The organism is Vibrio alginolyticus NBRC 15630 = ATCC 17749, from assembly GCF_000354175.2.
GTDB classification, from domain to species: domain Bacteria; phylum Pseudomonadota; class Gammaproteobacteria; order Enterobacterales; family Vibrionaceae; genus Vibrio; species Vibrio alginolyticus.
This window is the reverse complement of the sequence record NC_022359.1, coordinates 1056982-1070981: the sequence shown is the minus strand read 5'-3', so window position 1 is coordinate 1070981 and position 14000 is coordinate 1056982. Positions and strand designations below refer to the sequence as shown.

General features: G+C 46.9%; 11 protein-coding genes. 3 read left to right on the top strand and 8 right to left on the bottom strand.

Features of this window, described 5'->3' with window-relative positions; all coding sequences use genetic code 11:
* Positions 1 to 333: 333 nt before the first annotated feature.
* The 8 genes from N646_RS20055 to N646_RS20020 form a co-directional block, all read right to left on the bottom strand.
* On the bottom strand, positions 334 to 2355 hold the full coding sequence (locus tag N646_RS20055) for a tetratricopeptide repeat-containing diguanylate cyclase (RefSeq protein ID WP_031777149.1): 2022 nt from the start codon (positions 2353 to 2355) through the stop codon (positions 334 to 336).
* A gap of 462 nt (positions 2356 to 2817) precedes the next feature.
* Positions 2818 to 3576: an SDR family oxidoreductase gene (locus tag N646_RS20050; protein WP_017820331.1), complete on the bottom strand. Its 759-nt coding sequence runs from the start codon at positions 3574 to 3576 to the stop codon at positions 2818 to 2820.
* A 9-nt stretch (positions 3577 to 3585) separates the two neighbouring features.
* The gene (mmsB, locus tag N646_RS20045) at positions 3586 to 4482 is read right to left on the bottom strand and encodes a 3-hydroxyisobutyrate dehydrogenase (RefSeq protein ID WP_017820332.1); all 897 of its coding nucleotides are present in this window, start codon (positions 4480 to 4482) and stop codon (positions 3586 to 3588) included.
* Positions 4483 to 4501: 19 nt separating this feature from the next.
* Positions 4502 to 5632 (bottom strand): enoyl-CoA hydratase/isomerase family protein, encoded by a 1131-nt coding sequence (locus N646_RS20040; protein WP_021035958.1) that lies wholly within the window; start codon positions 5630 to 5632, stop codon positions 4502 to 4504.
* 10 nt (positions 5633 to 5642) lie between these two features.
* On the bottom strand, positions 5643 to 6419 hold the full coding sequence (locus N646_RS20035; protein ID WP_017820334.1) for an enoyl-CoA hydratase: 777 nt from the start codon (positions 6417 to 6419) through the stop codon (positions 5643 to 5645).
* A gap of 49 nt (positions 6420 to 6468) precedes the next feature.
* On the bottom strand, positions 6469 to 7623 hold the full coding sequence (locus N646_RS20030) for an acyl-CoA dehydrogenase family protein (protein WP_017820335.1): 1155 nt from the start codon (positions 7621 to 7623) through the stop codon (positions 6469 to 6471).
* Positions 7624 to 7718: 95 nt separating this feature from the next.
* Positions 7719 to 9212: a CoA-acylating methylmalonate-semialdehyde dehydrogenase gene (locus N646_RS20025; protein ID WP_017820336.1), complete on the bottom strand. Its 1494-nt coding sequence runs from the start codon at positions 9210 to 9212 to the stop codon at positions 7719 to 7721.
* Positions 9213 to 9282: 70 nt separating this feature from the next.
* Positions 9283 to 10461, bottom strand: a complete 1179-nt coding sequence (locus tag N646_RS20020; RefSeq protein WP_017820337.1) for a thiolase family protein — start codon at positions 10459 to 10461, stop codon at positions 9283 to 9285.
* A 209-nt stretch (positions 10462 to 10670) separates the two neighbouring features.
* Between N646_RS20020 and N646_RS20015 the strand changes: the two genes are divergently transcribed.
* The 3 genes from N646_RS20015 to N646_RS20005 all read left to right on the top strand — a co-directional run bounded on the left by N646_RS20015 (position 10671) and on the right by N646_RS20005 (position 13994).
* On the top strand, positions 10671 to 11057 hold the full coding sequence (locus N646_RS20015) for a MerR family transcriptional regulator (RefSeq protein WP_005373242.1): 387 nt from the start codon (positions 10671 to 10673) through the stop codon (positions 11055 to 11057).
* Between the two features lie 45 nt (positions 11058 to 11102).
* Positions 11103 to 12272 carry an isovaleryl-CoA dehydrogenase gene (locus N646_RS20010; RefSeq protein ID WP_005373245.1) on the top strand — a complete coding sequence of 390 codons (1170 nt, stop codon included), beginning with the start codon at positions 11103 to 11105 and terminating at the stop codon, positions 12270 to 12272.
* Between the two features lie 114 nt (positions 12273 to 12386).
* Positions 12387 to 13994 (top strand): carboxyl transferase domain-containing protein, encoded by a 1608-nt coding sequence (locus N646_RS20005; protein WP_017820338.1) that lies wholly within the window; start codon positions 12387 to 12389, stop codon positions 13992 to 13994.
* Positions 13995 to 14000: the final 6 nt, after the last annotated feature.

The following is a 14000-nucleotide window of genomic DNA, read 5'->3' as shown; positions in this document are numbered from 1 at the left end:
CACAAAAAATTTATATCGACCACTAATCATTTCACCTGTACACGGTTTATTTGTACAAAGAATAGACACACTAGTTTGTTATAGTTTTGTAGACACAAGTGGCATTCGCACTTTGAAGGTGAAGGAGGCAAAAAGAGAGGTTATGTTGAACGCCATGAATATGCGATTCGATATCCTTAAGCCATTTTTAAGTAATATCGCCAAGTGACTTTAAGATGTTAGATTCAGCGTTTTATATTCGAAGCAAGGATCTCAAAGTCACTTGGCTATCAAAGTAAATGGGAGGGATAAGTTCAGATTCATCGTGCGATGAGCCTGAACTCTTGATTTCTGTTACGCTAGCGAGCGACCTTTCACGCAGTTGCGTCCGTTCGCTTTCGCTTGATAAAGCAATTTATCGGCCTGATCGCAAAGTGATTTAAAGCTCATCTCATTATCTTCAGTGGTAACGACTCCAAAACTACAGGTCACTCTCACTTCTTCTTTCTGTTCCGTAACAAAGCCATGTAGGGATAAAGCGCTACGTAAACGTTCGGCAGTAATAAGGGCGTTTTCATGGTCTGTATTGGGCATAACAACAACAAACTCTTCACCACCAAAGCGAGCAACAATGTCGTTTTCACGTACAGTTTCCTCCAACACTTTGGCAACGCCCGTTAGTACGGTATCTCCAAACACATGCCCATAGGTATCATTTACCTGCTTGAAATAATCCACATCGATTAACGCTAAAGTTACTGGCCCCGATTGTGGTTTATTTGGCACCATTTTCTGTTTATCGAGTTTGCTATCTACCCATTTATTTAAAGCTAGATAACCGTACTTAACTTGCTCGACTTGCTCAAAAACAAAGTGTTGTATTTTTTCTTGCTTAGATTGAGGTACCGGTTTCTCTTTTCGCTCACGCCTCACTTCTACTGGCATAGTGAACCAGTCCTCTAAAAAACGGCGATTGAACAACCCTGTCAATGTGTCTGTCTTTGCGAGGCGACGCATTCTCAAACGCGAGCGATTGACGACGAGAAATACTACCGCCATCAAAAATAGAACACCGATGAGCGCAAGTAGCGCTTCACCCAATAAGTAAAAAGTACGACGGTTATTTTCTAGCTCCATACGCTGCAACACATTGTTCCAATTGAGATCTTCGTTTTCATATTCAAGTCGTTCCAACTCAAATAACGTCTGCTGGCGCTCAAGATTTTCAACTTCTCTTTGATTGCTAAATTGGATAAATTTATCGTGATAGTTACCGTAAGTTTCGAATGCTAGTTTAAAGTCATTGCTTCCCGCATAGGCCATAGCGGCGACTTTTAGTAGCTCCATTTGCTGTTGCTTGACGTATCGACTATCTATAATCTCCGGCAGCATTGGTGCGATCATCGCTAAAAGTATTTCAAATTGCTGCTGCTCTAACATATATTCGGCTTGTAACAACTTAAATGTTGCCAAATACGCGCTAGACGTTTCTCTGTACTGTAAATTCTCCGCCAGCTTCAAGTGGTTAACCATCTTCTTTTCTTGATTCGTCTCGCGATATAAAGCTGCAAGTTCAAGGTTAACTCGAAATCTAAAGCGTCCATCACCGATAATTTGAGCCAGCTTTAACGCTCGCTGATATGACGCTATCGCCTCTTCGTATTGGAACTGTGCTTTATGAAGTTTCGCTATCGTCAAAACGCTCAACAACTCATTGAACGACATACGCCTATCCCTAAAATAGCGATATGCTTGTTCCAAAAGCGCCTCAGATCGGTCGTAACCCTGAATTTTGACAAGTACGTCACCTAGCTCTAGTGCTGCACGTTCGACCAGCCCGTGAACACCTGAAGATTCAGCCGCATCCATGGACGACATAAGTGCAGCATAGGATTTTTTAAACTCACCTTGCTCATCGTAATAGCGTCCTTTTAGCAACAGGATTTCTGATTCAAGTTGCTTATCACCATTCTCACGCGATGTTTCCAACAAGCTATCCAACGCAGAAAGCGCGGTATCGATATCGCTCTTTCCAACCATAGTTCGCATCTGAATCAGCTTAAACAGGAGATACTCATGGCTCTGTGGACGCACAAGCTCCAATCCTTTTCGAACGACACTCTGACTCTCTTCTAAGCGCCCTAGCAGCTCTAAAACCGTGGCCTTGGCAAGCCAGTAACGCACCAACAGCGCTGTTGGTTGGTTTTGTAGTAAAGACTCTTCTTCTAACGCTTCAATCAAAGCTAAAGAACTCTGAGGTAATGCGTAAATTTGATTTTCGATGCCTTCTAACGACTGTAAAAACTTACCTTCCTGTTCCACCTTTTCTGTGGATGCCTGAACAGAAAAACACAGACACCCCAATAATAGCGGCATCGTCCTAAGCGAATGAAATAGTGACATTATTGCTCTTCCCTAATGGGTAGTTACTTCAGTGTAATTGAGAATTCTGATTATTTATTATTAAGACAACTGAAGGTTATTCAGTCAGCCTCATATTCCCATGTATTTTGCGCTGAATAATAAATCACCATCTTTAGATGCCGAAATAGTTTTCGGTCACAATATAACCAATGAGAGTATTTTTTACACACCAAGAATAATGATCTCGTTAGTGAGACAAAAGATCGTCTTAGTTGTGAGTTGATACATTTACATGACAAGCAATATAGAACTAACCATTCACATTAGAAATAGAATAAATTTCTATACCGTTCGATGAGATAACAGTCGACCATGCATCCAATACATTTTTCAGATAGAAGCAATAAAAGAAAGGAGAAAGTGGAAGGAAGCGGACAATCAAACTCGCTCCCCTTTTTTATGTTGCAGAGGGGGTTACATTCGCATTCCGCCATCGACTTCGAACACTCGTCCGGTCACGAATTCGTTGGTTAACACGTATTTTATGGTCGATGAAATTTCATCCGCCAAACCTAAACGTCCAACCGGAATCATTCCGATTAAACGTTCCATCGCTTCAGGTTTTATTTGGTCTGTCATGGCAGTTTTGATGACACCCGGAGCAATCGCCACTGAGCGAATTCCGAAACGCCCTAACTCTTTCGCCCACACCGTTGCCATGGTGGCTACCGCCGCTTTAGATGCTGAATAGTTGGTTTGACCAATATTCCCGGCACGCGCAACGCTGGATATGTTGATCAGAACCCCTTTGCTATCGGTGTTCAGCATTACCTTGCTCGCTTCACGGCCACACAGGAAAGTGCCTGTTACATTCACATCTAGAACAGACTGAAATTGTTCCAGCGACATCGTGTTAACCTGACCATCTTTGACTTTAATGAACATACCATCACGCATAATACCTGCGTTATTGATAACGCCATTGAGCTGCTTGAAATCTGCCTCAATTTGCTCAAAAGCAGTGCATACCTGCTGTTCGTCAGTCACGTTCGTCACATAAAAACGAGCGGTAACGCCGAGAGATTCACATTCCGCTTTCGTTTCAGCCAGTTGCTCTGAATTGAGGTCGATAAGCGCAAGATGAACGCCATGTTCCGCCAGTGACAGTGCCATTTGTTTACCCAGCCCCTGACCAGCCCCCGTGATCGCAATAACCTTATTTGCTAGATCCATACGCACTCCTTAGGCCTGATTTTGCTTTTGGTAGAACTCAAACAAGCTTGAGAAATCTTTTTGCCCGTTGCCCTGACCGTTGTGAAAATTAAACAGGTTACGAGCCAAGCTGCCCATTGGCGTCGATGTTTGACTGGCAACTGCCGCTTCCATCGCAAGACCCAGATCTTTAGCCATTAACTGGCTCATAAAGCCGCCTTGATAACCATTGCTTGCAGGCGTATTTTCCATCACACCTGGACAAGGGTTATAAAGCTCTAGCGCCCAGTTACGTCCTGAACTTTGCAACATGATGTCGGAAAGCACTTTGGGATCGAGTCCGTTTTCCATCCCTAAATTGAGTGCTTCACAGGTGCCGCTCATCAAAATGCCCAACATCATGTTATTGCAGATCTTCGCCACCTGACCAGCTCCAGCATCACCAGCATGGAAGATGTTTTTACCCATGTGGCTAAGCACCGCTTTGGCTTGAACAAAGTTCTCTTGTGAGCCGCCAACAATGAAAGTTAACGTACCTGCTGCTGCGCCCGCAACGCCACCAGATACTGGTGCATCAACAAAACTGATACCAAGTTGCGATGCTTTTTCGCCAACCAAACGAGCAGTCGTAGGATCGATGGTGGATGAATCAATCAGCAAGGTGCCTGATTCGACGCTATCTAAGATGCCATCTTGACCAAGATAAACGCTTTGAACGTGTTGGCTCGCTGGCAGCATAGTGACAACCACCTCCACACCTTGTACTGCCTGGTGAACGGAATCGGCACTTGAAGCGCCCAATGCGGTCAACTCCTCAACTGCGCTTGGGTTCAAATCAAATACTTCGACATTCAAGCCCGCTTTGAGTAGATTCTTAGCCATAGGCGCACCCATGTTACCAAGGCCAATAAATGCAATTTTGTCCATATCGTATTTCTTCCTTGTACTAAAGTGCCGCTATAGCTACCGACGATGCGGTCAGTGGGTATTCTGCTGAGTCAATTGGCGAGAAGAAGCGCTCCAAAACTTGTGGCGTTACGTCAGAAACCGTGCGATGTTGCCAAGTCGGTTGATTGGTTTTATCAATAATCAGCGCACGAACCCCTTCTCTAAAATCACCTTCTAAGCCACAACGTAGTGTTAGGTTAAATTCCATATCAAAACACGCTTTCAAAGAGAGGTTTTGATACTGCGTTAACTGCTGATAAGTGATACTGAGCGACAACGGACTGCCATAGTTCAGTGCTTTTTGCGCATTGACGAACCACTTGCTATCAACGTTAGCACGGCTGATTGCATCAACAATTGACGCTAAGTCACCCGAACATAACTGCTCAATCAATTCCGCATAGGGCATCAACATCCCTTCGGTTGGCTCGTCCACGTGTACCGAACGCAGCGTAGTGGCGATTTTTTCGTTGATGTTCGCTTCACCTTTCCAACTTACCGATGCAAGCAGATCCAGCAGCACTTGCTTGTTTTCTGGCTGTGCAATCCATTGGCTTAACCCCAACGCTTTCATATCTGTTGCGTTAATTTGGCAAGCTGTCAAACTCAGGAAAAGTGCCAAATGTTTTGGCAACTGGTTTAGGAAGTACGTCGCGCCTACATCTGGGTAAAGGCCAATTTTAATCTCTGGCATTGCAAAGCGTGTGGTGGTATCTGCTACGCGATGGCTGGCACCCATAAACAGGCCAACTCCCCCGCCCATCAAATAACCATGTCCCCACGCGATGATCGGTTTTGGATAAGTATGAATAAGATGATCACAGCGATATTCGAGGTCAAAGAAGGTTTCCATCGCTGAAAACGCAGAATCAAAATCTTGCTCTTTGTTTTCAAGTGCACGATAGATCGCTTGAATATCTCCGCCAGCACAAAACGCTTTTTCACCTTGAGCATGCAAGAATACCGCGACGACGCTGTCGTCCGTTTGCCATTCACTAAGCTGTTTGTACAACTTCTCAATCATCACGTAACTCAACGCGTTGAGAGCAGCTGGATTATCAAGCTCTAGCACACCAATAATAGAGCCATCAGCGCACTTAAGTTTTGAAACATTTACTGTACCTGTCATTTGGCCTCCGCTAGCTGTTTGTCCATTGTGGCTTGCGCTTTTGCAAGAACGCATTCACACCCTCAGTCTGATCGTGTGTATTGAACAGCTGTAAAAACAGTTCACGCTCTAAAACCAATCCAGCTGCGTGAGTTTGGCTGCGTCGACCTTGAATGAGCGTTTTGCACGCAGAAATGGATTTCGGTGATTGGCCCGCAACACGCTGCGCTAGTTCCATAGCCGCTTCGAGTGCTTGACCTTTCGCCACCACCTCTTCGACTAAACCAATTTTTTCCGCTCGCTCGGCCGTCACTCGTTCGCCACATAGAATCATACGCTTCGCCCAGCCTTCACCTACCAACGCGGTCAGGTTTTGTGTCCCACCCGCACACGGCAACAAACCTACCGATGCTTCAGGAAGTGCCATTTGTACTTGTTCTTCTGCGATACGAATGTCACACGCCATCGCCACTTCCAGACCGCCGCCCATCGCATAGCCATTAATCGCTGCGATAGAAACCCCATCGAATGCAGAAAGCGCTTCAAACGCTTCACCAAATGCGAACGCCATGTCTGCTGCTTGTGATTTATCACCCGATGCAAAGTTATTAAGATCTGCTCCAGCAGAGAAGAACTTCTCGCCTTCGCCTGTTAAAACCAACGCATAAATAGAGCGATCATTGCTAAGTTCAATCGCCAACTCTTTTAGCTGATTCAAAGACTCAAGTGTCCAAGTGTTCGCTGGCGGATTACTAATCGTGAGCTTGGCAATATGCGCTTCGCGCTCTAATTTGATTTGTGCCGTCATAATCTTTCAGTCCTTTTTAATTTCTTTAGGTAAGGCTGTGTCTCGCTGACTAAAGCAGCTCAACGCCTTCCGTTAGTAATCGTCTTGCGACGATCAGACGCATGATTTCGTTGGTACCTTCAAGAATTTGGTGAACACGAACGTCTCGGAAATGGCGCTCGACTGGATATTCTTTTATGTAGCCATAGCCACCGTGAATTTGCAGCGCCTGATCGCAGACTTTAAAGCCCACATCAGTAGCAAAGCGTTTTGCCATGGCACAGTACGCACTTTTTTCTGCGTGCTGGGCATCGAGTTTAGCGGCAGCGAGTCGCACCATTTGACGCGCAGCGACCAGCTCAGTCGCCATATCAGCAAGCTTGAACTGCAACGCTTGAAATTGCGCCAGTGAACGGCCGAACTGTTTGCGTTCGGTCATGTATTGTTTGGCTTCGTTCAGTGCTTGTTGCGCAGTACCGACGGAACAAGTGGCGATATTGATTCGGCCGCCATCCAGACCAAGCATGGCGAACTTAAAGCCTTCTCCCTCTTCACCCAACAGATAGTCAGCCGGAATGCGGACATTTTCGAAGGTAATCATGCGAGTTGGCTGGCAGTTCCAACCCATTTTGGCTTCTTTTTTACCGTAGCTAATGCCTTCGCAATCAGCAGGAACAACGAATGCAGAAACGCCACTCGCTCCTTCACCACAGGAACGCGCCATCACGACGAGAACATCTGTATCACCCGCACCCGAGATAAACACTTTTGCGCCATTGAGGACAAACTCATCACCATCACGCACTGCGCTAGTCGTTAGAGAAGCGGCGTCAGAGCCGGCATTAGGTTCGGTTAAACAGTAGGAAGCGAGCTTTTCACCCGAAATTAGATCCGCGCTAAACTGCTGCGCCACTTCGGCTTTGGCAAAGCTGGTGATCATCCACGTCGCCATGTTGTGAATGGTCATAAACGCAGTAGTCGCGGTACAACCCATAGCCAACTGCTCGAAAATGATCGCCGCATCCAAACGAGATAACCCCAAGCCACCGTGCTCTGGTGGCGTGTAGATACTCAAAAAGCCCAGCTCACCCGCCTGACGCAGTACATCTTTAGGGAAGTGATGGTTTTCATCCCACTCGGCCGCGTGCGGCGCTAACATTTGGTCTGCAAACTGCTTTGCTACTTCGGCAAACGCGAGTTGATCTTCGTTTAATTCAAAATCCATCTTGAAGTCCTAAGGTCTAATTCGTTGCATTTGTATCCGAGCCAAGCCCTCTAAAAGGATGAAGGGCTTGGCTAGAGGTGTCGCTAATCCAGTAATTAGCTAAGTTGAATAGTCATGTTTGGACCGCTTGGAATGTCATCTTCAAACCAACGCGCGGTGACAGTTTTCGTCTCGGTGTAGAAGCGAACCGCTTGTTTACCGTAAGCATGCAGGTCGCCGTAGAAGCTGCCTTTCCACCCAGTAAACGAAAAGAACGGCAATGGCACCGGAATCGGTACGTTGATTCCTACGTTACCTACTTCGATATTGTGTTGATACTTTCTCGCGGCAGCGCCGTTCGCCGTGAAAATAGACGTACCATTACCAAAGCGGTTTGCATTTACCAGTTCAATCGCTTCATCTAGGTCATCCACTTCCATAGTTAACAGTACAGGCCCGAAAATTTCTTCCTGATAAATCGACATGTCTGTGGTCACGTTGGTAAACAGTGTTGGCCCCACCCAGTTACCGTTCGGGAAGCCAGGTACTTGGCAGTCTGTCCCGTCCAGAACACAATTCGCGCCTGACGCTTTGCCTTCATTAATCAGATTCACCACTCGCTGCTTCGCTTGAGGGCTAATCAGTGGACCATAACCGGCGGTTTCATCATCCCACGCGCCAGGCTGAACCTGAGCTAACGCCTCTTTAAGCTCTGGAATCCATTCTTTGGTTTCGCCGACAAATACGGCAACCGAAATCGCCATACAGCGTTGGCCTGCAGCACCAACTGACGCGCCAACTAGGTTATTGATGACTTGCTGTTTGTTTCCATCCGGCATGATGACCATGTGGTTCTTAGCACCTGCAAATGACTGCACGCGTTTCAGGTTGTCTGTACCTGTTTTGTAGATGTACTCACCAACGGGCACAGAGCCAACAAAAGAGATCGCACGAACAACTGGATCAGTCAGAATGCGGTCGACTTGCTCTTTGGTACCGTGAACAACTTGCAATACGCCTTTTGGTGCGCCAGCTTGTTCAAACAGCTCCGCCAGTTTCATTGCCGTTAGTGGCACTTGCTCTGACGGCTTCAAAATAAAGGTGTTGCCACAAGCGATCGCCATCGGGAACATCCACAATGGGATCATCGCAGGGAAGTTAAACGGTGTGATGCCAGCACAAACACCGAGCGGTTGAATGTAAGAGTAACCATCAATATTGGTCGCGACGTTTTCCACCGTTTCGCCCATCATTGAGCTACAAATGTTTGCAGCTTGCTCTACCACTTCAATTCCGCGCCAAATGTCACCCTTTGCATCCGCGAGGGTTTTGCCTGTCTCACTTGAAAGCAGTATCGCCAACTCATCGTGTTGCTCTTTTAGCAAATGTTGGTAACGCAACATCAATCTAGCACGCTCCGGCGCTGCAACTTCTTTCCAGCGTTTGAACGTTTCTGTTGCGCTGGCAATCGCCGCATTCATTTCCGATTCCGTGGCACAAGGTACTTGTGCAATCACTTCGTTGGTTGCCGGGTTGGTTACATCTAGCCATTGTTTTGAATCGGAGATGGCAAATTCACCACCGATATACTGCTTTACTTGTTCTGTCATGATGACATCCTTGTATTTTTCAGCTTGTTACTGACTACTGTTATGTAAGTGAAACTTTGTTGAGAGTGATTTAGCAGATTTCAATCGCGATAGCGGTAGCTTCGCCGCCGCCAATACAAAGCGATGCAACGCCACGCTTACCACCAGTTTGTTTTAGCGCATGAATCAAAGTGACAAGGATTCGATTGCCACTTGCGCCTATTGGATGCCCCAGCGCACAAGCCCCTCCGCGAGGGTTCACTTTGCTCTCGTCCAGTTCGAGAGCTTTCACCGCGTATTGAGTCACGACAGCAAAAGCTTCATTGATTTCCCAAAGGTCCACGTCTGATTTGTCCCAGCCCGTTTTTTCCAGCAGCGATTCAATCGCGAAGACTGGTGCGATGGTGAACTCATCAGGCTGTCTTGCATGCGTGCTGTACGCGACAATTTTGGCTAGAGGCTGAAGGTTTTCCTGACGACCAAACTCACTATCGACTAAGATCATTGCCGACGCACCATCCGAAATGGAACTAGAGTTTGCTGCGGTTACCCCGCCATCTTTGGCAAACGCAGGGCGTAAGGTAGGAATTTTAGTGACGTCGAGTTTGCTCGGTTGCTCATCATCTACAACCAAGGTTTCGCCGCGTCGACTTTTTACGTTAACGGGCACGATCTCTTCTTTGAACAAACCTTGTTCGATTGCTTGCTGCGCACGAGTCACCGACTGCTGCGCCCAGGCATCCATACTTTCACGGCTGAACTGATACTTTTGCGCCGTCTGTTCTGCAAAGACACCCATCAGCTCGCCTTGGTAGGCATCCTGCAAACCGTCATAAAACATATGATCAAGCACTTGCTCGTGACCTAAACGGAAACCATCACGCGCTTTCTTTAATAGATAAGGAGAAGACGACATGTTTTCCATGCCACCAGCGATGACAGCATGCGCATTACCAGATTGAATAAGGTTATATGCCAGCATCACGGTTTTCATACCCGATCCACAAACTTTGTTCAGTGTCGTACAACCAATCGATTGTGGCATTTCAGCTTTAAGGCTTGCTTGTCTTGCAGGCGCTTGCCCCACACCAGCGGGTAAAACGCACCCCATCAACACTTCGTCTATTTTGTGCACATCGAGTTGGCTTTCGGCTAGCGCCCCTTGAATGGCTTTCGCACCGAGTTCCGTGACATCTGTTGAAGCTAATGCACCTTGAAAAGAGCCGATAGGCGTTCGCTTAGCGGCAACAATCCATGTTTCATTTTTCATTCCATTAACCTTTTGTTGACGTTTACGTCATAACTATACTAACATTTACGTTAACGTCAAGTTTGAGGTTATTGTTTGTTCGAGTGATTCTTTGATTTCGAGTAAATGCGAGTGATATCAAGGCTCAAGAGTGGATGTTGTTTGTTTACTTTAACGTTAACGAATTGTATATTCATGTAAATGTTATACGAAAGTCGTAAGGTTAAGGAATGAACACATTTAAGATCAGCGAGCTCGCGAAAGAGTTCGACATTACTACTCGAAGCATTCGCTTCTACGAAGATTTAGGTCTCCTAACTCCAGAACGTAAAGGCAACACTCGAATCTACAATGGTCGTGATCGAATTCGACTAAAACTGATTTTGCGAGGTAAGCGATTGGGCTTTTCTCTTGCAGATATCAAAGAGTTATTTGAACTCTACGATACCGATCAAAGTACTGAGCAGTTGAACTATATGATTCGGTTGATCGAAGAGAAGAAGGCAGCATTGCAACAGCAAGCAAACGACATTCAAGCGGTAATGATGGAGTTAAATGCTGCGCAGTTGCGATGCCAAAACACACTGAGATCCATGAAAGGCGAAAAAGTCACCTAACACCTCAACTCTGGGATGTAGGTGACGTAAAGGCAAGGACACGCAATGAAATCTACCTACTCTTCCCTGAACTTTGTTTATGACGAAAATACCGATTTGCTTCGCGAGCAAATCAATAGTTTTGCTGCAAGAGAAATTGCGCCGCTAGCGCAATCTATCGACCAAACTAACGACTTTCCAAACCATCTTTGGTCCAAATTAGGTGACATGGGTCTTTTAGGTGTGACCACCAGCGAAGAGTTTGGTGGTGCAGGCATGGGCTATCTCGCCCACGTTATCGCTATGGAAGAAATCAGCCGAGCATCCGCTTCGGTTGCGTTAAGTTACGGCGCTCACTCCAACCTTTGCGTCAACCAAATCCACCGTAACGGTACACAAGCGCAAAAAGAGAAATACCTACCTAAGCTCATCTCCGGTGAACATATCGGCGCCCTTGCTATGAGTGAACCCGGCGCCGGCTCTGATGTGGTCTCTATGCAGCTTAAAGCCGAACGTAAAGGCGATATTTTCCTATTAAATGGCAACAAAATGTGGATCACCAACGGCCCTGATGCACACACCTATGTTGTCTACGCAAAAACCGACCCAAGCCAGCACTCCAAAGGCATCACGGCATTTATTGTGGAACGCGGATTCCCTGGATTTACTCAAGCCCAAAAACTCGACAAGTTGGGCATGCGCGGCTCGAATACGTGTGAGCTGGTCTTCCAAAACTGCGAAGTCCCTGCGGAAAATATTCTCGGCGAAGAAAACCAAGGCGTGAAAGTATTGATGAGCGGCCTCGACTACGAACGTGTGGTGCTTGCAGGCGGCCCACTTGGCATCATGCAGGCGTGTATGGATATCGTTGTGCCTTACATTCACGACCGTAAACAGTTCGGTAAATCCATCGGTGAATTCCAGCTAGTTCAAGCAAAAATCGCGGATATGTACACACAAATGAATGCCGCTAAAGCGTATGTTTACGCCGTCGCTGCCGCTTGTGATCGCGGTGAAACCACACGTAAAGATTCTGCTGGCGCGATCCTCTACAGCGCAGAGCTGGCAACCAAGATGGCACTGGATGCGATTCAACTACTTGGCGGTAACGGCTACATCAACGAGTTTGATACGGGCCGTTTGTTGCGAGATGCCAAGCTGTATGAAATCGGTGCGGGCACTTCAGAAATTCGCCGCATGCTTATTGGTCGCGAATTGTTTAACGAAAGCGCCTAATCAACATACCTAGGCGTTCTGAATCTAAATAAATTCCTTATTCAACCTAAATCTTATTCAACATAGATAAAGGCGGGTGGTGTCACCCGTCTACCGAATGGAGATCGGCTATTTATGGCTTGTTTGACGACCAATATTAATACCCATTCAGAGCAGTATCAGGAAAACTACCGCTCTATGGCGTCACTTGTAGATCAACTTTATACCGTGACTGCCCAAATAGAAGATGGTGGCGGTGAGAAAGCCCGCGAGCATCAGCAGAAGAAAGGCAAACTTCCGGTACGTGAGCGCATTCTTGCCCTACTCGACCCTGGTTCGTCCTTTCTAGAAATTGGTCAATTTGCTGGCTGGGATGTGTATCCAGATTACGTTCCATGTGCTGGAGTGGTTGCAGGTGTGGGTGTGATTGACGGCACTGAGTGCATGATCGTCGCGAACGACGTGACGGTAAAAGGCGGCAGTTACTACCCACTCACCGTGAAAAAGCACTTAAGAGCACAAGAAATTGCAGAAAAATGCCAACTGCCGTGTGTTTACTTAGTCGACTCTGGCGGCGCTAACCTACCCCGCCAAGATGAGGTATTCCCAGATAAAGACCATTTTGGCCGTATTTTCTACAACCAAGCCCGTATGTCGGCCAAAGGCATTCCACAAATTGCGGTGGTCATGGGGCTATGTACCGCTGGCGGCGCTTATGTTCCTGCCATGTGTGACGTATCCATCATAGTCAAAGAACAAGGCACGATTTTCTTGGCAGGTCCACCTCTTGTAAAAGCAGCGACTGGTGAAGAAGTCAGCGCGGAAGATCTTGGTGGCGCAGACGTTCACTGTCGCACTTCTGGCGTGGCCGATTATTATGCAGAAAACGATCACCACGCATTAGAACTGGCAAGACAAGCCGTATCTCAAATCAACCACTTAAAACCCGTTCAACTCAAGCAAAAAACGCCACAGGATCCACGTTTTCCTGCCCAAGAGCTGTACGGTATCGTCGGTACTGATCTTAAAAAGCCGTTTGATGTTAAAGAGGTCATTGCCCGAATTGTTGATGATTCCCAGTTCGATGAATTTAAAGCCTTGTTCGGCGAAACCTTGGTCTGTGGCTTTGCCCATATTCACGGTATGCCGATTGGCATTGTCGCTAACAACGGCATTCTATTTTCGGAATCAGCACAAAAAGGCGCGCATTTTATTGAGCTGTGCGCACAACGCAAAATTCCTCTGCTTTTCTTGCAGAATATAACGGGCTTTATGGTCGGTCAGAAGTACGAAGCCGAAGGCATCGCCAAACATGGTGCGAAAATGGTAACTGCTGTTGCGTGTGCAGACGTGCCGAAGTTTACCGTAGTGATTGGTGGATCGTATGGCGCAGGGAACTACGGCATGTGTGGCCGCGCTTATGATCCAACCATGATGTGGATGTGGCCAAACGCGCGCATCTCCGTCATGGGTGGAGAGCAAGCGGCTGGCGTGATGGCGCAAGTGACCCGCGATATCAAAACTCGCAAAGGTGAAAGCTGGAGCGTAGAGGAAGAAGAAGCGTTCAAACGTCCAATTGCGGAGCAATATCAGACTCAAAGCCATGCATACTACGCCAGTGCTCGTTTGTGGGACGACGGCATTATTGACCCTGCGAAAACCCGTGATGTTGTCGGCATTGGTCTGTCTGCTGCGCTTAATGCGTCGATACCAGACAGCAAATTTGGCATCTTCCGTATGTAGTCGGAT

What these genes read in the sequence shown, in the direction of transcription:
- N646_RS20055 (WP_031777149.1), bottom strand. Translation starts at nt 2,355, where the DNA reads ATGCCGCTATTATTGGGGTGTCTGTGTTTTTCTGTTCAGGCATCCACA.
- N646_RS20050 (WP_017820331.1), bottom strand. Translation starts at nt 3,576, where the DNA reads ATGGATCTAGCAAATAAGGTTATTGCGATCACGGGGGCTGGTCAGGGG.
- mmsB (WP_017820332.1), bottom strand. Translation starts at nt 4,482, where the DNA reads ATGGACAAAATTGCATTTATTGGCCTTGGTAACATGGGTGCGCCTATG.
- N646_RS20040 (WP_021035958.1), bottom strand. Translation starts at nt 5,632, where the DNA reads ATGACAGGTACAGTAAATGTTTCAAAACTTAAGTGCGCTGATGGCTCT.
- N646_RS20035 (WP_017820334.1), bottom strand. Translation starts at nt 6,419, where the DNA reads ATGACGGCACAAATCAAATTAGAGCGCGAAGCGCATATTGCCAAGCTC.
- N646_RS20030 (WP_017820335.1), bottom strand. Translation starts at nt 7,623, where the DNA reads ATGGATTTTGAATTAAACGAAGATCAACTCGCGTTTGCCGAAGTAGCA.
- N646_RS20025 (WP_017820336.1), bottom strand. Translation starts at nt 9,212, where the DNA reads ATGACAGAACAAGTAAAGCAGTATATCGGTGGTGAATTTGCCATCTCC.
- N646_RS20020 (WP_017820337.1), bottom strand. Translation starts at nt 10,461, where the DNA reads ATGAAAAATGAAACATGGATTGTTGCCGCTAAGCGAACGCCTATCGGC.
- N646_RS20015 (WP_005373242.1), top strand. Translation starts at nt 10,671, where the DNA reads ATGAACACATTTAAGATCAGCGAGCTCGCGAAAGAGTTCGACATTACT.
- N646_RS20010 (WP_005373245.1), top strand. Translation starts at nt 11,103, where the DNA reads ATGAAATCTACCTACTCTTCCCTGAACTTTGTTTATGACGAAAATACC.
- N646_RS20005 (WP_017820338.1), top strand. Translation starts at nt 12,387, where the DNA reads ATGGCTTGTTTGACGACCAATATTAATACCCATTCAGAGCAGTATCAG.